Annotated in this window: 20 protein-coding genes and 1 other RNA gene; 11 read left to right on the top strand and 10 right to left on the bottom strand. The window is 61.5% G+C overall.

The genetic code is table 11. The annotated features are described in order from the left end of the window. Positions 1-30: 30 nt before the first annotated feature. The 4 genes from MKS85_RS15095 to MKS85_RS15080 form a co-directional block, all read right to left on the bottom strand. Positions 31-636, bottom strand: a complete 606-nt coding sequence (locus MKS85_RS15095) for a 5-formyltetrahydrofolate cyclo-ligase (RefSeq protein WP_047226085.1) — start codon at positions 634-636, stop codon at positions 31-33. Between the two features lie 116 nt (positions 637-752). Further along, positions 753-932, bottom strand: a non-coding RNA gene (ssrS, locus tag MKS85_RS15090) — 6S RNA. Positions 933-962: 30 nt separating this feature from the next. After that, complete coding sequence (locus MKS85_RS15085; protein ID WP_047226084.1) at positions 963-1,280, bottom strand: cell division protein ZapA; 318 nt, start codon at positions 1,278-1,280, stop codon at positions 963-965. Then, entirely contained in the window at positions 1,277-1,486 is a 210-nt protein-coding gene (locus tag MKS85_RS15080) for a TIGR02449 family protein (protein WP_030138125.1), read from the bottom strand. Before MKS85_RS15080 ends, MKS85_RS15085 begins: the two co-directional genes overlap by 4 nt. A 127-nt stretch (positions 1,487-1,613) precedes the next feature. Here MKS85_RS15080 and MKS85_RS15075 point away from each other — a divergent pair, with 127 nt between their 5' ends. The 8 genes from MKS85_RS15075 to gcvH all read left to right on the top strand — a co-directional run bounded on the left by MKS85_RS15075 (position 1,614) and on the right by gcvH (position 10,660). After that, positions 1,614-2,168 (top strand): YecA family protein, encoded by a 555-nt coding sequence (locus MKS85_RS15075; RefSeq protein WP_047226083.1) that lies wholly within the window; start codon positions 1,614-1,616, stop codon positions 2,166-2,168. Between the two features lie 27 nt (positions 2,169-2,195). Next, positions 2,196-3,530: a Xaa-Pro aminopeptidase gene (gene pepP / locus MKS85_RS15070; protein WP_188251427.1), complete on the top strand. Its 1,335-nt coding sequence runs from the start codon at positions 2,196-2,198 to the stop codon at positions 3,528-3,530. Continuing rightward, complete coding sequence (gene ubiH, locus MKS85_RS15065; protein WP_160893860.1) at positions 3,527-4,714, top strand: 2-octaprenyl-6-methoxyphenyl hydroxylase; 1,188 nt, start codon at positions 3,527-3,529, stop codon at positions 4,712-4,714. The genes pepP and ubiH overlap by 4 nt, the downstream gene beginning before the upstream one ends. Before the next feature lie 67 nt (positions 4,715-4,781). Beyond that, positions 4,782-5,999, top strand: coding sequence for a 2-octaprenyl-3-methyl-6-methoxy-1,4-benzoquinol hydroxylase (locus MKS85_RS15060; protein ID WP_188251480.1), 1,218 nt, complete (start codon positions 4,782-4,784; stop codon positions 5,997-5,999). Between the two features lie 242 nt (positions 6,000-6,241). Beyond that, entirely contained in the window at positions 6,242-7,246 is a 1,005-nt protein-coding gene (locus MKS85_RS15055) for an extracellular solute-binding protein (RefSeq protein WP_310663010.1), read from the top strand. A gap of 129 nt (positions 7,247-7,375) precedes the next feature. Further along, complete coding sequence (locus MKS85_RS15050) at positions 7,376-8,992, top strand: iron ABC transporter permease (RefSeq protein WP_139048912.1); 1,617 nt, start codon at positions 7,376-7,378, stop codon at positions 8,990-8,992. 150 nt (positions 8,993-9,142) lie between these two features. After that, the gene (gene gcvT / locus MKS85_RS15045; protein ID WP_047226077.1) at positions 9,143-10,225 is read left to right on the top strand and encodes a glycine cleavage system aminomethyltransferase GcvT; all 1,083 of its coding nucleotides are present in this window, start codon (positions 9,143-9,145) and stop codon (positions 10,223-10,225) included. 51 nt (positions 10,226-10,276) lie between these two features. Continuing rightward, entirely contained in the window at positions 10,277-10,660 is a 384-nt protein-coding gene (gene gcvH / locus MKS85_RS15040) for a glycine cleavage system protein GcvH (protein WP_139048913.1), read from the top strand. A 176-nt stretch (positions 10,661-10,836) separates the two neighbouring features. On the opposite strand, the gene MKS85_RS15035 is transcribed toward gcvH, so the two are convergent. From MKS85_RS15035 to MKS85_RS15015, 5 genes are all read right to left on the bottom strand, one after another. Further along, entirely contained in the window at positions 10,837-11,157 is a 321-nt protein-coding gene (locus MKS85_RS15035) for a DUF2388 domain-containing protein (protein ID WP_171061308.1), read from the bottom strand. A gap of 65 nt (positions 11,158-11,222) precedes the next feature. Further along, positions 11,223-11,672 (bottom strand): NfeD family protein, encoded by a 450-nt coding sequence (locus tag MKS85_RS15030; RefSeq protein WP_310663009.1) that lies wholly within the window; start codon positions 11,670-11,672, stop codon positions 11,223-11,225. 9 nt (positions 11,673-11,681) lie between these two features. After that, positions 11,682-12,602, bottom strand: a complete 921-nt coding sequence (locus MKS85_RS15025) for an SPFH domain-containing protein (RefSeq protein WP_047226073.1) — start codon at positions 12,600-12,602, stop codon at positions 11,682-11,684. A gap of 174 nt (positions 12,603-12,776) precedes the next feature. Next, positions 12,777-14,561: a GspE/PulE family protein gene (locus tag MKS85_RS15020; protein WP_047226072.1), complete on the bottom strand. Its 1,785-nt coding sequence runs from the start codon at positions 14,559-14,561 to the stop codon at positions 12,777-12,779. Between the two features lie 144 nt (positions 14,562-14,705). Next, positions 14,706-15,038 carry a hypothetical protein gene (locus tag MKS85_RS15015; protein WP_076383053.1) on the bottom strand — a complete coding sequence of 111 codons (333 nt, stop codon included), beginning with the start codon at positions 15,036-15,038 and terminating at the stop codon, positions 14,706-14,708. A 125-nt stretch (positions 15,039-15,163) separates the two neighbouring features. Between MKS85_RS15015 and MKS85_RS15010 the strand changes: the two genes are divergently transcribed. Then, positions 15,164-15,634, top strand: coding sequence for an Lrp/AsnC family transcriptional regulator (locus tag MKS85_RS15010; protein ID WP_047226070.1), 471 nt, complete (start codon positions 15,164-15,166; stop codon positions 15,632-15,634). 112 nt (positions 15,635-15,746) lie between these two features. Here the strand turns inward: MKS85_RS15010 and MKS85_RS15005 are convergent, their stop codons facing one another. Next, complete coding sequence (locus MKS85_RS15005; protein ID WP_173407572.1) at positions 15,747-17,114, bottom strand: inorganic triphosphatase; 1,368 nt, start codon at positions 17,112-17,114, stop codon at positions 15,747-15,749. Positions 17,115-17,319: 205 nt separating this feature from the next. On the opposite strand from MKS85_RS15005, the gene argE reads away from it, so the two are divergent. Both argE and argA read left to right on the top strand, forming a co-directional pair. Further along, positions 17,320-18,477, top strand: a complete 1,158-nt coding sequence (gene argE / locus MKS85_RS15000; RefSeq protein ID WP_047226068.1) for an acetylornithine deacetylase — start codon at positions 17,320-17,322, stop codon at positions 18,475-18,477. 133 nt (positions 18,478-18,610) lie between these two features. Continuing rightward, positions 18,611-19,909, top strand: coding sequence for an amino-acid N-acetyltransferase (gene argA / locus MKS85_RS14995; RefSeq protein ID WP_047226067.1), 1,299 nt, complete (start codon positions 18,611-18,613; stop codon positions 19,907-19,909). Positions 19,910-20,239: the final 330 nt, after the last annotated feature.

Genomic DNA, 20,239 nt, shown 5'->3' with positions numbered 1-20,239 from the left:
CTAGCGGACGCCGCTGTTTCCCTGCGGCGTCTACCCCGCGATATACCAATGCCGGTCGCTGACCGTTCCCTGCAGCGGCACGTCCCAGCTCGCCTGCGCCAACCGTTCGACTTTCTGACATTCATGGGCCAGTCCCAGCAGTGTCGGCTTGCGCCATTGCTTGCGTCGCGCCAGATACGCCAGGCTGCGGTCATAAAAGCCACCGCCCATGCCCAGCCGACCTCCCGCATCGTCAAACCCCACCAGCGGCAATAGCACCAGGTCCAGCGTCCAGACCTTGCGTTGCCGGGCGATGTTCATCCGCGGCTCCAGAATACGGAAACGATTGGGTCGCAGCTTTTCGCCGGGGCGGATGCGCTGGAACACCATCTTGGTCTGCGGCCATGGGCTCAGCACCGGCAGATAAGTGGCCTTGCCCCGGCGCTGAGCGGCGCGCAGCAACAGGCGCGGGTCGATCTCGCCATCGTTGGGCAGGTACAGGGCGATGTGTCTTGCCCGGCGAAACAGCGGGTGCTGGGCCAGTTGCCTGTAGAGCCCGCGAGCGGCTTCACGCTGCTGGGCAGGTGTCAGGGCGCGACGGGCCTGGCGTAGCAGGCGGCGGAGTTGCGGGCGCGGCAGCAGCGCGGGTTCGGTCATATCGATAATTCACGCAATCGGAGGCGACAGCACAGCGTAACCGCAAAACAGCGCGCTCAGAAATGCCTGCGCCAGACACAACAATGCCAGTCTTGATGACTGGCATTGTGAGAATCAGGCTCCCCGGATGAACCGCTGTCGGCTTAGCCCTTGAACCCGAAAGTTCAAGGTGGAAGTTGCAGGGGGCGTTAAGGCTTTCCGTCAAGCGGACATGCACACCGGCCCCAACGTGCAACTCCCGTGGTTGTGCGTATCGGCTCAGGGACATCACCAACTGGCAAGCACCCCAGGGAGTGACGCAAGTATACCCCAGGCAGCCTCGCGAATCAGCCCTTGCTGACGTCCGGGTCGGTGGCCAGTACCAGATCCACCCGATCGAGCAGGTCGCGCACCTGTTCACGGGTCGAGCCGCTGACTTGCACGTCCGGCGTATCCTGGCGGTGCAACAGCTCGTGGGTGATGTTCAAGGCAGCCATTACAGCAATGCGGTCGGCGCCGATGACTTTGCCGCTGCTGCGGATCTCGCGCATCTTGCCGTCCAGGTAACGGGCGGCGCTTACCAGGTTGCTGCGCTCTTCCTGGGGACAGATGATCGAATATTCTTTATCGAGGATCTGCACGGTTACGCTATTGCTTGAACTCATGAGTCTTGCTCCAGGGCCTTGAGGCGCGAAATCATCGATTCGACCTTACGCCGGGCGATTTCGTTTTTTTCAATGAGGTGCGCGCGTTCCTCGCGCCAGGTCTTTTCCTGAGCTAATAGGAGTCCGTTTTGGCTCTTAAGTTGCTCGACCCGCTCAATTAGCAATTCGAGTCTGGCCATCAGCGCTTGCAGGTCGGTGTCTTCCATTGTGTCCACTGAAGATTGTGTCTGATGGGGATAGGGTCGCACAGCCTCTGATAGTCTTGGCGAGTCTGTCGATGTAGGATACAAGGCCTCCATTCTAGACATAGCGCCGTCTGGCGCCTAGCTGCCCATGCCCATTCAGAATTCCCCGTATCAAGCGTTTGCCACCCTGCTGAGCACCAGCGGTCATCCTGTCTCGCCTGCTGAACTGCATGGCCTGTTGCTTGGACGCAGTTGCGCCGGCGCCGGCTTCGATGCCGACGGCTGGCTGGCTGACGCCGCCGAGTTGCTGGAAGGCGAGCCGGCGGACAACGTGCGCAATGCGCTCATCGGCCTGCAGGAAATGGTCAAGGGTGAGTTGACCAGCGATGACATGACCGTCGTCCTGCTGCTGCCTACCGATGACGCTCCGCTGGCCGAACGCGCCGCCGCGCTGGGCCAGTGGTGCCAGGGCTTCCTCGCCGGCTTCGGCCTGACCCGCCGCGAATATGCGTTGAGTGACGAGGCCAAGGAAGTATTGCAAGACCTGGCGGCGATCTCTCAGGTCCAGGACGCCCTGGAAGAATCCGATGACGGTGAAAGCGACTATATGGAAGTGATGGAGTACCTGCGGGTCGCGCCATTGCTCCTGTTCACCGAAACCAAGAAAACCGCTGAACCGGCCGCCAAGCCGTCCTTGCACTGATTGCTTGAAAGGGAACACCGTCTGCCCATGATTCATATCCCGAAATCGGAATACAGCCGTCGCCGCAAGGCCCTGATGGCGCAGATGGAACCCAACAGCATCGCAATCCTGCCCGCCGCCGCCGTTGCCATCCGCAACCGCGACGTCGAGCACGTTTACCGCCAGGACAGCGACTTTCAATACCTCAGCGGCTTCCCCGAGCCGCAAGCGGTGATCGTGCTGATGCCCGGCCGGGCCCATGGCGAATACATCCTGTTCTGCCGCGAACGCAACGCCGAGCGGGAGTTGTGGGATGGCCTGCGAGCCGGCCAGGAAGGGGCGATGCGTGACTATGGCGCCGACGATGCATTTCCCATCACCGACATCGACGATATCCTGCCGGGCCTGATCGAGGGCCGTGACCGGGTGTATTCCGCCATGGGCAGCAACCCGGAATTCGACCGGCACCTGATGGAGTGGATCAACGTGATTCGCTCCAAGGCCCATCTCGGTGCCCAGCCGCCGAACGAATTCGTTGCCCTGGATCATCTGCTGCACGACATGCGCCTGTATAAATCGGCGGCAGAGGTGAAGGTGATGCGCGAAGCGGCGCGGATTTCCGCCCAGGCGCACATCCGGGCCATGCAGGCCGCGCGCACGGGGTTGTACGAATACAGCCTGGAGGCCGAGCTGGATTATGAGTTCCGCAAGGGCGGGGCGAAAATGCCGGCCTACGGGTCGATCGTCGCGGCGGGTCGCAACAGCTGCATCCTGCATTACCAGCAGAACGACGCACTGCTCAAGGACGGCGACCTGGTATTGATCGACGCCGGTTGTGAAATCGACTGCTACGCCAGTGATATCACCCGTACCTGGCCAGTCAGCGGCAAGTTTTCGCCCGAGCAGAAGGCGATCTACGAAGTGGTGCTGGCCGCCCAGGAAGCGGCGTTCGCCGAAATTGCGCCGGACAAGCACTGGAACCAGGCTCACGAAGCAACAGTGCGAGTCATTACCGAAGGGCTGGTGCGCCTGGGCCTGCTGGAGGGCGAGGTGGACGAGTTGATCGCCAGCGAAGCCCACAGAGCCTTCTACATGCACCGCGCCGGCCACTGGCTGGGCATGGACGTGCACGACGTTGGCGAGTACCGGGTCGGCGGCGAATGGCGGGTACTGGAAATCGGTATGACGTTGACCGTGGAGCCGGGCATCTACATCGCCCCGAACAACCGCAACGTAGCGAAAAAATGGCGCGGCATTGGCGTGCGCATCGAGGATGACGTGGTAGTGACCAAAACCGGTTGTGAAATCCTGAGTCACGGCGTACCCAAGACGGTCGCCGAAATCGAGGCCCTGATGGCCGCCGCCCGGGCTGATGCGGCATGAGCCGGGTCAATCTGGCGATCGTCGGCGGTGGCCTGGTAGGCGCGAGCCTGGCCCTGGCCCTGCAAGCCGGCGCCAAGGCCCGGGGTTGGAAGATCATGCTGATCGAACCCTTCGCCCCCGGCGATGCCTGGCAGCCGAGCTACGATGCCCGTTCCTCGGCCTTGTCGTTCGGGTCCCGGCAGATTTATCAACGCCTGGGTATCTGGCAGGAAGTGTCTCGTCGCGCCGAGCCGATCAAGCAGATCCACGTGTCTGATCGCGGGCGATTTTCCACGGCGCGGTTGTCGGCCATGGAAGAAGGGGTGCCGGCCCTGGGGTATGTGGTGGAAAACGCCTGGCTCGGCCAGTGCCTGTGGCAAGGGCTGGACACCGAAGTGGTCAGTTGGCACTGTCCGGCACAAGTCACCCGGATGGAGCCCATGGTCGGCGGCTATCGCCTGACGCTCGATGACGAAACCACCTTGGAATGCGACCTTGCCGTGCTGGCTGACGGTGGTCGTTCCAGCCTGCGCGAACAGCTGGGTATTGGCGTGCGCAATCGACCTTATGGGCAGAGCGCGCTGATTGCCAACATCACACCCGGCGAAGCCCACAACGGCATGGCCTTCGAGCGCTTCACCGACGACGGCCCGATGGCCTTGTTGCCGCTGCCGGAGAACCGTTGCGCGCTGGTCTGGACCCGTCAGGGCATGGATGCGCAACGTCTGGCGGCCCTGGATGAGCGCAGCTTTCTCAGCGAATTGCAGGGCGTGTTCGGTTATCGCCTGGGCACCCTGAAACAGGTTGGCGCTCGGCATCTTTATCCGTTGGCGCTGGTGGAAGCCGAAGAACAGGTCCGCCCGCATCTGGCGATCCTGGGCAACGCGGCCCACAGTCTGCATCCGATTGCCGGCCAGGGGTTCAATCTGTCCCTGCGCGATGCCCAGGCCCTGGCCGACGCCTTGCTCGACAGCGACAGCGCGCCGGGGGATTTCGCCGTGCTGCAAGCCTATCGCGAGCGTCAGCGGATGGATCAGACGCTGACCGTCGGGTTTTCCGACCAGGTTACGCGGCTGTTCAGCAGCAACCTGCCGCTGGTGTCCCTGGGCCGCAACCTTGGCCTGCTGGGGCTCGACCTGCTGCCTCCGGCCAAGCGCTGGTTCGCCCGCCAGGCCATGGGGTTGGGGACGCGTCCCGATGCGTGAGGCTTGGTTCGATCATTTTTCTCATGGGCGACTCATGTCGCCAGCACAACAGGCTTAAAGCATGGAATTGCGTGCAGATCTGCTGATTGTCGGCGCCGGAATGGTCGGCAGCGCCCTGGCGCTGGCGTTGCAGGGTAGTGGCCTGCAAGTGCTGTTGCTCGACGGCAGCCCGATGAGCGTCAAACCCTTCGATCCCCAGGCTGCCTTCGAACCTCGGGTCAGTGCATTGTCGGCGGCGAGCCAGCGGATCCTTGATCGTCTTGAGGTCTGGGACGGCATTATCGCCCGGCGCGCCAGTCCTTATACCAACATGCACGTCTGGGATGGCAGCGGCACCGGGCAGATCCATTTCTCGGCGGCCAGCCTGCATGCCGAGGTCCTGGGGCACATCGTCGAAAACCGCGTCGTGCAGGATGCCCTGCTGGACCGCCTGCATGACTGTGATCTGGGCCTGCTGGCCAACGCGCGGCTTGAGCAGATGCGCCGCTCCGGCGATGACTGGTTGCTGACCCTGGCCGATGGCCGCACCCTGCGGGCACCGCTGGTGATCGCCGCCGACGGTGCGAACTCCGCCGTGCGTCGCTTGACGGGGGTTGCCACCCGGGAATGGGATTACCTGCACCACGCCATCGTAACCAGTGTGCGCAGCGCCCGGCCTCATCGGATGACCGCATGGCAGCGCTTCACCGATAACGGTCCCTTGGCATTCCTGCCACTGGAGCGCGACGGCCTGCACGACTGGTGCTCGATCGTCTGGTCCACCACCCCTGGCGAAGCTCAGCGGTTGATGGCGCTTGAGGAAGCGGATTTCTGCAACGAGCTGGAGCGGGCCTTCGAGGGGCAACTGGGGACGGTGCTGAGCGCCGATTCGCGCTTGTGCGTACCGCTGCGCCAGCGCCATGCCAAGCGCTACGTGGCCGAAGGGCTGGCGCTGATCGGCGATGCGGCCCACACCATCCATCCGCTGGCCGGACAGGGGGTGAACCTGGGTTTCCTGGATGCCGCCGTCCTGGCCGAAGTGCTGTTGCAGGCGGCCGGGCGCGGTGAACGGCTGGCGGACGTGAAGGTACTGAGCCGCTACGAACGCCGACGCATGCCCCATAACCTGGCGCTGATGGCCGCGATGGAAGGGTTTGAGCGGCTGTTCCAGGCCGATCCGTTGCCGGTGCGTTGGCTGCGTAATACCGGGCTGAAACTGGTGGACGGTCTGCCCGAGGCCAAGGCGTTGTTCGTACGTGAGGCGTTGGGGTTGACCGGGGATTTGCCGGATTTGGCCAAGGTCTGAGAGATGGGTTGGGGCTTATGGCCCTATCGCGGGCAAGCCTTGCTCCCACAAGCTCTTGCTTCCACAGGGGCAATGTGGGACGAGCTGTTGTGGGAGCACGGCTTGCCCGCGATGGCGGACGCAAAAACACAGCTCCTCTCATAGTCGCAACATTTTGAAACGTGTCTGGACACTGTTCGATTGAGAAGGCAAATGTGAGTCCTTATCATTCGCGCACTTATAACAATCGAGAGACCGCTCCCATGTTGGCACCCAAGCGTCTGCTGTCCGTCCTCGCCTTGACCCTGATCGGCGCTACCGCCGCCCAGGCTGCCGATGAGGTAGTGGTCTACTCCTCGCGTATCGATGAGCTGATCAAGCCGGTTTTCGATGCCTACACCAAAAAGACGGGCGTCTCGGTGAAGTTCATCACCGACAAGGAAGCGCCATTGATGCAGCGGATCAAGGCCGAGGGTGAAAACGCCACCGCGGATCTGTTGCTGACCGTCGACGCCGGCAACCTCTGGCAGGCCGAGCAGATGGGGATTCTCCAACCGTTCACTTCCAAGGTGATCGACGCCAACATCCCGGCCCAATACCGCGCGTCTTCCCACGCCTGGACCGGCCTGAGCCTGCGGGCGCGGACCATTGTCTACTCCACCGACCGGGTCAAACCGAGCGAACTGACCACCTATGAAGCCCTGGCGGGTAAAGAGTGGGAAGGCCGCCTGTGCCTGCGCACCTCGAAGAAGGTCTACAACCAGTCCCTGACCGCCACCTTGATCGAAACCCACGGCGCGGAAAAAACCGAAAAAATCATCAAGGGCTGGGTCAAGAACCTGTCCACCGATGTGTTCTCCGATGACACGGCACTGCTTGAAGCCATCAATGCCGGGCAGTGCGACGTCGGTATCGTCAACACTTACTACTTCGGTCGCCTGCACCAGCAGAAGCCGGACCTGAAGGTCAAGCTGTTCTGGCCGAACCAGGCCGACCGTGGCGTGCACATCAATCTCTCGGGCATCGGCCTGACCAAGTACGCACCGCACCCGGAAGCCGCGAAGAAACTGGTGGAGTGGATGACCACGCCCGAAGCCCAGAACATCTTTGCCGACGTGAACCAGGAGTTCCCGGCCAATCCGAACGTGGAGCCTTCCAAGGAAGTCGCCGCCTGGGGCAAGTTCAAGGCTGACACCCTGCCGGTTGAAGTGGCGGGTAAACGCCAGGCCGAAGCCATCCGCTTGATGGATCGCGCTGGCTGGAACTAAAAAAGCACTCAAGATCGCAGCCTGCGACAGCTTCTACAGGGGATCGCGTTCCAATGTAGAAGGTGGCGCAGGCTGCGATCTTTTTTTTGCGGTTTAATAGGCGTTTGCTGACTGCCCCGAGATTCCCCCTTGACCCACCCCGTCCAACGCCGCTGGTACCCTCTGGTTTTTGCTATCGCCGCGCTGGTGCTGTTGCCCTTGAGCGTCCTGCTGCTGTCCTGGCAAAACATCGATCAGCAAATCTGGTCCCACCTGTGGGATACCCAGATGCCACGCTTGTTGGGCAACACCCTGACGCTGATTGTCGGTGTGGGTGTCGGTGTAACGTTGCTGGGCGTCAGCCTTGCCTGGCTCACCAGCCTGTGTGAGTTCCCCGGGCGACGCTGGCTCGACTGGGCGTTGATGTTGCCGTTTGCGATTCCGGCCTACGTGCTGGCGTTTGTCTTCGTGGGCCTGCTGGACTTTGCCGGTCCGGTGCAGACATTGATGCGCGAATGGTTCGGCAGCGACCTGCGCCTGCCCCGGGTACGCTCCACCGGCGGAGTGATCCTGGTGCTGGTCCTGGTCTTTTACCCTTACGTTTATTTGCTGGCGCGAAGTGCGTTCCTGGCCCAAGGCAAGGGATTGATGGAAGCGGCCCGGGTGCTCGGGCAGTCGCCGTGGCAGGCGTTCTGGCGAGTGGCGTTGCCGGTGGCCCGACCGGCCATTGGTGCCGGCGTGGCGCTGGCGTTGATGGAAACCTTGGCGGATTTCGGCGCGGTGTCGGTGTTCAACTTCGACACCTTCACCACGGCCATCTACAAAACCTGGTACGGCTTCTTCAGCCTCTCCAGCGCCGCGCAACTGGCCAGCCTGTTGCTGCTGGCGGTGATGCTGGTGCTTTACGGCGAACGCCGCGCCCGAGGCGCCCAGCGGGCGAGCAACGAGCGACCCCGGGTCAAGGCGCTTTATCACTTGCGCGGTCTCAAGGCGGTGGCGGCCAGCGGCTGGTGCGCCCTGGTGTTTGCCTGCGCATTTGTTATTCCGATGCTGCAACTGCTGGTGTGGTTCTGGCAGCGCGGCCGGTTCGATCTGGATGAGCGTTATGCCGGGCTGATCGTCCATACCCTCTATCTGGGTGGGCTCGCGGCACTGGTCACCGTTTGCGTCGCCTTGCTGTTGGCCTTCGCTCGACGCCTGGCGCCGACCCGTCCCATTCGCGCCGGTGTCGGCCTGGCGAACCTGGGCTACGCCTTGCCCGGTTCGGTGCTGGCGGTATCGATCATGCTTGCCTTCAGTTATTTGGACCGCGAACTGGTCATCCCCCTGTCAACGCTACTTGGCGGTGCCGGCAAACCGTTGCTGTTGGGCAGCCTGTCGGCCCTGCTGCTGGCCTATCTGGTGCGCTTTTTGGCCGTGGCCTACGGTCCACTGGAAAGCAGCCTCGCGCGAATCCGTCCTTCTTTGCCTGAAGCAGCACGCAGCCTTGGGGTCAGTGGGCCGCGACTGTTTTTCAAAGTGTATCTGCCGTTGCTGTTGCCGGGCACCTTGAGTGCGGCGTTGCTGGTGTTCGTCGATGTGCTCAAGGAAATGCCCGCGACCCTGCTGATGCGCCCGTTCGGCTGGGACACGCTGGCGGTACGGATCTTTGAAATGACCAGTGAAGGGGAGTGGGCCCGGGCCGCGTTACCGGCGCTGACCCTGGTGCTGGTGGGGTTGTTGCCGGTCATCGGATTGATACGACGCTCGGCCCATCGAAACAGCTAGGTGTCAGTCCTACATCATGCGGCTACAATGCGCGGCATTCGGTGCGGTCCGTCTGTCGGACCGGGCAACTGATAGCGTCTGAAAACGTTTTTGGCGTTCACGCTGTGCAGTGCTCGTCCGCACCTTCGCCAAGCCCGGAAGGAGACACCCATGGGACAGCGTACGCCTCTGTATGACCTTCATCTCGCCCTCGGCGCGAAGATGGTCGATTTTGGCGGTTGGGATATGCCTTTGCATTACGGCTCGCAGGTTGAGGAGCACCATCAGGTGCGTCGCGACTGCGGTGTGTTCGATGTATCCCACATGACCGTTATCGATGTCGCCGGTCCCCAGGCCAAGGTCTGGTTGCAGCGCTTGCTGGCCAACGATGTCGATCGCTTGCAGGACACGGGACGTGCCTTGTACAGCACCATGCTTAACGAGCGCGGCGGCATCGTCGACGACATGATCATTTATCGGGTCGAGCACGGCTATCGTCTGGTCTTCAACGCCTCGACCCGCGATCAGGACCTGGCCTGGATGCAGGCGCAACTCGGTGAATACGATGTGCACCTGCTTGAACGCCCCGAACTGGCAATGCTGGCGATCCAGGGCCCCCAGGCCCGGCACAAGATTGCCGAACTGGTCTCGCAATCGCGCGGCCAACTGATCCAGCAACTCAAGCCTTTCGAAGGCCGTGCCGACGGTGACTGGTTCATCGCCCGTACCGGCTACACTGGCGAAGATGGCCTGGAAATCGTCCTGCCTGCCCACGAAGCCCCGAGTTTTTTCAATGATCTGGTGGGCGCCGGCATTTCTCCCATCGGCCTTGGCGCTCGCGATACCTTGCGTCTGGAAGCTGGCATGAACCTGTATGGCCAGGACATCCACCAGGACGTTTCTCCGCTGGCCTCGAACATGGCCTGGAGCATCGCCTGGGAACCGGCGAGCCGTCAGTTCATCGGGCGCAGTGCTCTGGAAGCCGAGCTGGCCGGCGGTGTACAGCAAAAGCTGGTGGGCCTGGTGCTGGAAGAACGCGGCGTTCTGCGCGCTCATCAGGTGGTCCGCATCGCCGATGTTGGCGAAGGGGAGATCACCAGTGGTAGTTTTTCTCCTACGCTTAGCAAGTCAATTGCCTTGGCACGCGTTCCGATGGCCACCGCCGATCGTGCCGAGGTGGAAATTCGTGGTAAGTGGTACCCGGTACGAGTGGTCAAGCCGACCTTCGTCCGCCATGGCAAAACCCTGATTTAACCTTTTGCGGCGGGCCGCTGACCGCTGACACTTCTCTTGAGGACACAGAATATGAGTGATATCCCTGCCGAACTGCGTTTTGCCGAAAGCCATGAGTGGGCGCGTCTGGAAGCTGACGGTACGGTCACCGTGGGCATCAGCGATCATGCGCAGGAAGCTCTGGGTGATGTGGTGTTTGTCGAGCTGACCGAGGTCGGTAAGGTTTATTCCGCGGGTGACCAGGCCGGTGTGGTGGAGTCGGTAAAAGCCGCTTCCGACATCTACTCGCCGATCAGTGGCGAAGTGATCGCAATCAACGAAGACCTGGGCGGTTCACCGGAACTGCTGAACTCCGATCCATACGGGGCCTGGATCTTCAAGCTCAAGCCAAGCGACAAGGCTGAGCTGGACAAGCTGCTTGATGCAGCAGGCTACAAGGCTGCTATTGGCGAATAAGCAACAAACCTGTGGGAGCGAGCCTGCTCGCGATGGCGGTGGATCAGTGGCAACCATATTGACTGACCCACAGCCATCGCGAGCAGGCTCGCTCCCACAGGTTTTAAGTGCCTTGGAGAGAACTGCCAGGCAAAAAAATGCCGCTCAATAGAGCGGCATTTTTCATCGGTCTGGAATCAGTCCTGGGCGACGGCGTTTTTCGCCAGGATCGCGTTGGCCAGCTCCATGTCGGTGGCCTGCAAGCCCGGGTTGTCGGCACGGACTTTCTGCATCGCAGCTTCCAGGTATGGACCACGGATACCGCCGTCGCTGGCAACGAAGCTGCCGGCGTCGTCCTGAGCGGCGACGATCAGCTTGTTATCCTTGAAAGTCAGGTAGGTGGAACCGGTGGTTGCACCGGACGAGATGACGTTACGCCAAAACGTGTCGGCCATTGCCGAGCCGACAGGAAGAGCAAGCAAGGCCAAGGTCGCGACAGCAAGTTTGAGACGCATGATAGGTGACTCCACTGGGTTAACTATGACTTTGGATAACCAACCCCTCGATTGAGTTCCATGACGTCTCAGTCAGCCCGTTCTACCAGCAGCACCGCGCCTTCCTGTGCCACCACCCTGACCCGCGTGCCCACGGGCGACTCGGGCCCCTTGGCCAGCCAGACACTGTCCGCCACCTTGATCTTGCCGCGTCCATCGATAATCGCTTCATGAATCTGAAAGACCTTGCCGATCAGTTCCTGCCCGCGCAGGTTCAGGAGCGGTTGATCGCTTTGGCGCACTGCGCTGCGCTGGCGTCGCCACCAGTACAGTGCTGTCGCGATGGCGAAAAGGCCGAAGAACAGGAACTGCATTTCCCACGGCATCTGCGGCAGGATGAACGTGAGCACGCCGACCGCGGCGGCGGCTATGCCGATCCACAGCAGGTAGCCGCCGGCGCCAAACACTTCGAGGATCAGCAGGATGACGCCCAGCGCCAGCCAGTCCCAGTACGATAGTTGTTGCAGGAACACCCACATATTGGCGCCTCAGGCTTTCTTGCTGTCGAAGGTGGCCTTGACGATCTCACCGATGCCACCAACCGCTCCGATGACCTGACTGGCTTCCAGCGGCATCAGGATCACTTTGCTGTTGTTGGCCGACGCCAGGCGGCCCAGCGCATCAATGTATTTTTGCGCGACGAAGTAGTTCACGGCCTGGACGTTGCCGTCTGCGATTGCCTGGGATACCACCTGGGTGGCCAGCGCTTCGGCTTGCGCTTGACGCTCGCGGGCCTCGGACTCCAGGAACGCGGCCTGGCGGCTGCCCTCTGCCTCGAGGATCTGCGCCTGCTTCTTGCCCTCGGCGGTGAGAATCGCCGACGCTCGCAAGCCCTCGGCTTCCAGGATTTGGGCACGCTTGATGCGTTCGGCTTTCATCTGCCCTGACATGGCGGCCATCAGGTCGGCCGGTGGGCTGATGTCCTTGATCTCGATCCGGGTGATCTTGATGCCCCACGGTGCTGTAGCTTCATCGACAGTGCGCAGCAGTTTTTCATTGATGCCATCACGCTGGCTCAGCATCGCGTCCAGCTCCATGGACCCCAACACGGTGCGGATATTGGTTTGCAGCAGATTGCGGATCGCGTGCTCGAGGTTGTTGACCTCGTAGGCTGCCTGGGCCGTGTTGACCACCTGGAAGAAGCACACTGCGTCGATCTGTACCGTGGCGTTGTCGGCGGTAATGACTTCCTGAGGTGGGATGTCCAGTACGCTTTCCATGACATTGATCTTGCGGCCGATGCGATCCATCACTGGGATGATGATGTTCAAGCCGGGCTTGAGGGTGTTGGTGTAGCGGCCGAACCGTTCGACAGTCCATTGGTAGCCCTGGGGCACGACCTTGAAGCCCATGAATAGAATGGCGACCACGAGGCCGATAAAAAGTAAAAGTACGCTACCGATCTGCATGACTGTTCCCTGTTCTGATTGAAAATGACTTGCGCGCCCTGAGTGTAGGGCAAACGGCCATTGTCATCACTCAGAGGGAGCAAAGCTTGCTCGCGATGCAGGCGCCTTGCTTCCTTGGGAGACCGCGTCATTTTCATCGCGGGCAAGCCTTGCTCCCACAGCCTCTCCCCACAGCTACTTCTGCTCGCTCTGCGGGGTCACGCGCAGGACTTCCTCAACGGTCGTCAGCCCGGCGGCGACTTTTTGTGCGCCCGATAACCGCAAGCTGCGCATCCCTTCCTTGAATGCCTGGCGACGCACCGCCAGCAGGTCGGTGTCGGGGTGAATCAAGCCTTTGACGCTGTCGGTCAATTGCATGATTTCGTAGACCCCGGCGCGGCCGCGATAGCCGGTGTCACGGCATTCCAGGCAGCCGACGGCCTGTTGGGCATTGGCCGGCAACGGGGCCTGCCAGGGGCGTGTCAGGGTCTGCCAATCGTCTTCATCCAGGGTCAGAGGGGCCTTGCAGTGCGGGCACAGCGTGCGTACCAGGCGCTGGGCCATGACGCCGAGCACCGTGGCTTTGATCAGGTAATGGGGCACGCCTAGCTCCAGCAAGCGACTGATGGCGCTCGGTGCATCGTTGGTGTGCAGGGTCGAGAGGACGAGGTGTCCGGTGAGCGCCGCCTGGATCGCCATTTCAGCGGTTTCCAGATCGCGGATCTCGCCGATCATGATGATGTCCGGGTCTTGCCGCATCAACGCACGCACGCCGGCGGCGAAGGTCAGGTCGATGTTGTGCTGCACCTGCATCTGGTTGAAGGACGCCTCGACCATTTCAATCGGGTCCTCGATGGTGCAAAGGTTTACCTCTGGCGTGGCCAGCTTCTTGAGGGTGGTGTAGAGGGTGGTGGTCTTGCCCGAACCGGTCGGGCCGGTCACCAGGATGATGCCGTTGGGCTGACGGGTCATGTCTTGCCAGCGGCGCAGGTCATCGGCGGAGAAGCCGAGCTGGTCGAAGTCCTTGAGCAGTACTTCGGGATCGAAGATCCGCATGACCATTTTTTCGCCAAACGCCGTGGGCAGCGTCGACAGGCGCAATTCCACTTCGCCACCGTCCGGAGTCTTGGTCTTGACCCGGCCGTCCTGGGGCTTGCGCTTTTCCGCGACGTTCATCCGCCCCAGGCTCTTGAGGCGACTGATGATCGCCATCGTCACCTGCGGCGGGAACTGATAGACGGTGTGCAGCACCCCGTCGATGCGAAAGCGCACCGTGCCCTGCTCGCGACGCGGTTCGATGTGGATATCGCTGGCCCGTTGCTGGAAGGCGTATTGGAACAGCCAGTCGACAATGTTGACGATATGGGCGTCGTTGGCGTCCGGCTCCTGATCGCTGGCGCCCAGGTTGAGCAGTTGTTCGAAGTTGCTCAGGTTGCTCGGTTGCTGGTCGACCGTAGTGGCACCGCTGACCGATTTGGCCAGGCGATAGAACTCCACGCTCAGGCGCTGGATATCCACCGGGTTGGCAACGACCCTCTGGATCGGCAGCTTGAGTACATGGGTCAGGTCCGCTTCCCAACTGCTGACGTAAGGCTGGGCGCTGGCCACCGTGACCGCGTCGCGGTCCACAGCCACCGCGAGAATCTTGTGGCGCTGGGCAAAGGCGTAGGACATCAGCGGCGTGACGGCCGCCACGTTGATTTTCAGCGGGTCGATGCGCAGGTAGGGCTGGCCGGCCTGTTGCGACAGCCAGAGGGTCAGGCTTTCCAGGTCCAGGCGCTTGCCGGGGCGGCTGAGATCGTCCAGATGCTGGTTGGCGATGAACTCCAGTGGGTGCAGCTGGGCGCTGGCGCTATGGCGCCGGCGCGCATTGAGTGCGGTTTCGGCGCAGTCCTGGCTGATGAAGCCCTGGGCGACCAATTGGCGCAGCAGATCATTGAGGTCCAGCCAGCGGTCCTGAGTGGCGTGTTTGGTGGACATGCGGGTTCCTATTGGACAATTGCAGCAAAGCCGCGATACAGACGCTTCGGCGTCCTCGCTCGGTCTGCAAAAGAATAGTCCCGACACTATGGACCGTTGGGCCACTACCCGACCAATGCGTTTCGAATTCTTGCCGGCAGCCGTTCAGCCTGCCGCCTGGGCCGGCTCAAGGCGCGCACTGTCAGCGTCTTGCAGGTCCACGGAACACACGCTGATCAGGTTACGTAATTTTTCAGCGAGCACTTGGGCACGGTGCCAGCTCAACCCGTCCATGAGGATCTCCATCGACAGCAGATCGTCGTCGCGTTCGACGTGGACCTGCCGGGGTGTCAGGCCTTGCAGGGCAAATAGATTCAGCGCCCGGCACAGCAGATCCGGTTCGGCTTCGGCCCGCAGATGGTAGTGGGCGCGACAATGGCGATTCTGGGCGTGCCAGACATCGGGTCGGTTGGGGGTGACGGCTTCGAGAGGGGGCATGGACGGTCTCCGGGGATGTGGAGAAATGTTTACATGCGCGACGGGGTATTTCTTATCTAATATGAATGATTATTCAGATTCGGTGAATCGTATGATTCTGGATTCAGCCTAGAAGAGGTTTATTTATGCACGGAGAGTTGGACGGCTACGACCGCAGGATCCTGGCGCTGTTGCAAGAGGATGCTTCGCTGTCCAGCGCGCAGATCGCCGAACAGGTGGGCTTGTCCCAATCACCCTGCTGGCGGCGGATTCAACGGATGAAGGAGGAGGGGATTATTCGCGGTCAGGTGACCTTGCTCGATCGCAAGAAAATCGGCCTCAACACGCAGATATTCGCCGAAATCAAACTCAACGCGCACGGACGTTCGAACTTCACCGAGTTCACCGAAGCCATTCGCGGCTTCCCCGAGGTGCTGGAATGCTACGTGCTGATGGGGTCGGTGGATTTCCTGCTGCGCATCGTCACGGCGGACATCGAGGCGTATGAACGCTTCTTCTTCGAAAAGCTGTCGATGGTGCCGGGGATCCAGGAAGTGAACTCGATTGTGGCGCTGTCGGAGATCAAATCGACGACGAGTTTGCCGGTGGTGCGCTGAGCTTGTTTTTGCGGTGTTTGTGCTGGCCCCATCGCGAGCAGGATCGCTCCCACATGGGATCTCTGTTCGCCGATGATCCATTGTGGGAGCGAGCCTGCTCGCGATGGCGATGTTACAGGCGCAGCAAAGTCTTCCAGGCCCGATTCTGATAAACCGCGATCGCTTGTTGCTTGCGCGCCTCCAGGGCTTCTTCGGTAATCGGTTCGTTGGCCAGTTGCGCCAGTTTGTTCAGCTCACCGTAGAGGCGGTCCATTTCCGGGATTTCCAGCACATGGCGGGCGTGGTGCAGCCAGGCCTGGATGCGTTCGATGCGCGGCAGTTGTTCGGCCAGGTCTTCCGGCTGTTGCTGATAGCGTTGCAGTTGCAGCGACGAGGACTCTTCGCCCAGCAGGCGCGGCAGCCAGCTAGCCAGTTGGGCGGCACCCTGGCGATTGCCGCGGGTGTTGCGCTCGGCGGCCCAGCTGCGGGCCAGCAGCCAGCGTGAAGTGTTGAGGGAGAATTGGCCCCAGCGCGGGTCTTGCAGCTCTTCAAGGAACTGTTCCGGCGCGGCCTTGCGCACGTCTTCGTCATCCAGGCCGGCCTGGACCAACGGGCGCCAGTCTTCCAGCAGTGCGTCCAGGGCGACGCGCAAGTCATGCGTTGATTGGCGTGGTGCGGCCTGGCCGAGGCTGCTGAGCAGGGCGCGCAATTCGGCCAGGTTTTCCACCCAGTCCTGCAGCAGGCGCCAGTGGCCGTTAAAACGATACTGTTCGGCCAGACGCTGGCTGCTGCTCAGCAAATGCCAACTCAGCGCGGCAAAGGCATCATCGAGTGGCATCTCGGCGGTCAATTGCGGGGCCGGCAGACTCAGGGCATAGCTGTTCGCATCATGCAGGCGATAACCACGCTCGGCCTTGCTGATATCACACGGCATCAAGGGCAGGGTCGCGGCCAGCTCGGCGGCCAGTTCCAGCAGGGCAGCGGGTTCACCTTCGCGCAATTCCAGCTCCAGCTCGCAGATTTCTTCCTTCTGCTTGCCGACCACGACGTGGCCCAGGTCCAGCGCGGCCTCGATGACCACTTTGCTTTTGCCGCGGCCCCAGGCGATTTCCGCGCGTTCACGAACGAAATCGGTGGTGAAGATGGCCTTGAGGGTTTTCTTGTCCAGTTCGGCCAACGCCTCTGGCCAGCATTCGCCATCGAGTTTCTTCAGGTCGAGCTTGGCTTTGGGCAGGTGCCAGTCGTACTCGTTGCGCTCGGACAGGCCGGCGATGCTCTGGCCGCGAGTCTTGAGGGTCTGGATCACCTCTTCGCCGTCGCGACGCAGGCGCAGGGCGACCTTGGCCCCGGCCAGGTCACGCTCTGGCGTGTCGAAATACTGGTTCATCAGTTCGTGGCGTTCCCAGCCGCTTTTGTTGCGTTTCTTGAGCAATGGGTGCTCGCGCAAGGCTGCCAGGGTCTCGCGGCTGACGCGGAGTTTGATTTCGGTTTCTTTCTGCATGGCCGGAAAATCCAGGGATCGGGTGCGCAGCCGGGGGAAGGTGTGGCTGCCAAGGCCGTGCAGTGTACAGGACTCATCCGTTCTACGCGCCGCGGCGGTTTATGGGAGTGTCCTGTCTCACCAATACTGTTCCTTTTTGGTGAGACAGGACACTCGCGCAAGATGGTTCTATGATGGACATCAATTTGTAAGTCCGGAGCCAGCGATGCCTTTGCCCACCCTGAAAGATCAGTTCGCTGCCCTGATCGCCGCGCCTTCGGTCAGTTGTACCCAACCTGGACTGGACCAGTCCAACAGCGCCGTGATCGAGCTGTTGGCGGGCTGGCTCGCCGATCTGGGGTTCTCCTGCGATATCCAGCAGGTCAGCCCCGGCAAGTTCAATTTGCTGGCCAGTTTCGGCAGCGGTCCCGGAGGCCTGGTACTGGCCGGACACAGCGACACGGTGCCGTTCGACGGCCAGTTGTGGCAGACCGATCCGCTGAAGCTCACCGAGGTCGATGGTCGTTGGGTTGGCCTGGGCAGTTGCGACATGAAGGGTTTTTTCGCCCTGGCCATCGAAGCGGTCAAGCCCTTGCTGGAGCAACCGTTCAAGCAACCCTTGCTGATCCTGGCCACTTGCGACGAAGAAAGCTCCATGGCCGGCGCCCGTGCCCTGGCCGATGCCGGAAGGCCGTTGGGGCGTGCGGCGGTGATCGGCGAGCCGACCGGCCTCAAGCCGATTCGGATGCACAAAGGCATCATGATGGAGCGCATCGACATTCTCGGGCGCAGTGGTCATTCCTCCGACCCGAGCCTGGGTCACAGCGCCCTTGAAGCGATGCACGACGCTATGGGCGAGTTGCGTGGCCTGCGCCTGCAATGGCAGCGCGAATTTCGTAACCCGCAATTCACCGTGCCACAGCCCACCCTGAATTTCGGCTGCATCCACGGCGGCGACAACCCCAACCGGATTTGCGGCCAGTGCTCCATGGAGTTCGATCTGCGGCCATTGCCCGGCATGGACCCGAATGTCTTGCGGGCGGCGATCCAGCAGAAGCTCAATCCCATCGCCGAGCGTCATAAAGTCAAGATCGACTACGCACCGCTGTTCCCCGAAGTGCCCCCCTTCGAGCAGGCCGAAGACTGCGAACTGGTGCGAGTGGCCGAGCGACTCACCGGCCATCGTGCCGAAGCAGTGGCGTTTGGCACCGAAGCGCCTTATCTTCAGCGTCTTGGCTGCGAAACCCTGGTACTTGGCCCCGGCGATATCGCCTGTGCCCACCAACCGGGCGAGTACCTTGAAATGTCACGTTTGCAACCTACCGTGCAGCTATTGCGGCAACTGATCGAACATTACTGCCTGACACCGGCCACGGCCGGCTAAATTGCCCACATCCGGGCCCGTATTCATGAGGAGAGCGCGCGTGTCGCCAAGCCTGTTCCGACGATAACCATCAGCCCGCTGTGCGTTCCGTTTCGTCTTTTTTCGGCTGCTATTTATTTACAGGCCCAGGTTCATGCCCGAATACGTCAATTGGCTTCGTCACGCTTCGCCCTACATCAACGCCCACCGCGATTGCACCTTCATCGTCATGCTGCCCGGCGATGGTGTGGAACATCCGAACTTCGGCAACATCGTCCATGACCTGGTGCTGCTGCACAGCCTTGGCGTGCGTCTGGTGCTGGTTCATGGTTCGCGTCCACAGATCGAAACCCGCCTCGCCGCGCGGGGCCTGACGCCCCATTACCACCACGGTATGCGCATCACCGACGCTGCAACCCTGGAATGCGTGATCGACGCTGTCGGCCAGCTGCGCATCGCCATTGAAGCGCGCCTGTCGATGGACATGGCGTCCTCGCCGATGCAGGGTTCGCGCCTGCGGGTCGCCAGCGGCAACCTGGTGACGGCACGGCCCATCGGCGTACTGGAAGGTGTGGATTATCACCACACCGGCGAAGTCCGTCGGGTCGATCGCAAGGGCATCAATCGCCTGCTGGACGAACGCTCCATCGTCCTGCTGTCACCATTGGGCTATTCGCCGACCGGGGAGATTTTCAACCTCGCCTGCGAAGACGTCGCGACCCGGGCGGCCATCGACCTGGCAGCCGACAAACTGCTGCTGTTCGGTGCCGAGCAGGGGCTGATCGGCGAAGACGGTCGTTTAGTGCGCGAGTTGCGCCCGCAACAGGTCCCGGCCCACATGCAACGACTGGGCAGCGACTATCAGGCCGAGCTGCTGGATGCGGCGGCCCAGGCCTGTCGCGGTGGTGTGGCGCGCAGTCATATCGTCAGCTACGTCGAAGACGGTGCGTTGCTGGCCGAACTGTTTACCCGCGATGGCAGCGGTACGCTGGTGGCCCAGGAACAATTCGAGGTGGTGCGCGAAGCGGCCATCGAGGATGTCGGCGGTTTGCTGGACCTGATCAGCCCGCTGGAAGAACAGGGGATTCTGGTGCGCCGTTCCCGCGAAGTGCTGGAGCGTGAGATTGAGCAGTTCAGCGTGGTCGAACGCGAAGGCATGATCATCGCCTGCGCGGCGCTTTATCAGATCGCCGATTCGGATGCCGGGGAGCTGGCGTGCCTGGCGGTGAATCCGGAATACCGCCACGGCGGTCGTGGCGATGAGCTGCTGGAGCGGATCGAAACCCGGGCTCGGGCCAAAGGGCTCAAGACGCTCTTCGTACTCACCACCCGTACGGCCCATTGGTTCCGCGAGCGGGGCTTTGAGCCCAGCAGTGTCGAGCGCCTGCCAGCGGCGCGGGCATCGCTGTACAACTATCAGCGCAACTCGAAAATCTTCGAAAAAGCCCTCTAGACGCCCTGCCTGAGGGAGCCGCACGTCGGAGTGAACCGCGTAGCTGCGAGCTTCTTGATTCCAGACAATGATCCGTCAGGCCGGAGTCCATCAAGATCGTAGCTACGCTGTTTTGTCCATGAGTGCTGCACCTGGAATGCTTGGGAGCCTGCTGCGTTTCCCGGGATCGCCACAGTGCCGAACCGCTATCAATAAAAACATTCAGTAATTCCCAGGCTGGCCGATATGCCATGTCTCGGTTAAATGACGCTTTGATGACAGTGATATTTCCAAATGAGCTGAAAACTTATGAAACAATTCTTTTTAGATTTATAAACAAACCATTATTCT

The sequence above is a fragment of the Pseudomonas sp. JL2 genome (assembly GCF_031570495.1).
Taxonomy (GTDB): domain Bacteria; phylum Pseudomonadota; class Gammaproteobacteria; order Pseudomonadales; family Pseudomonadaceae; genus Aquipseudomonas; species Aquipseudomonas rhizophila.
The sequence above is the reverse complement of the archived record's forward strand: the minus strand, read 5'-3'. Positions and strand labels throughout refer to the sequence as shown.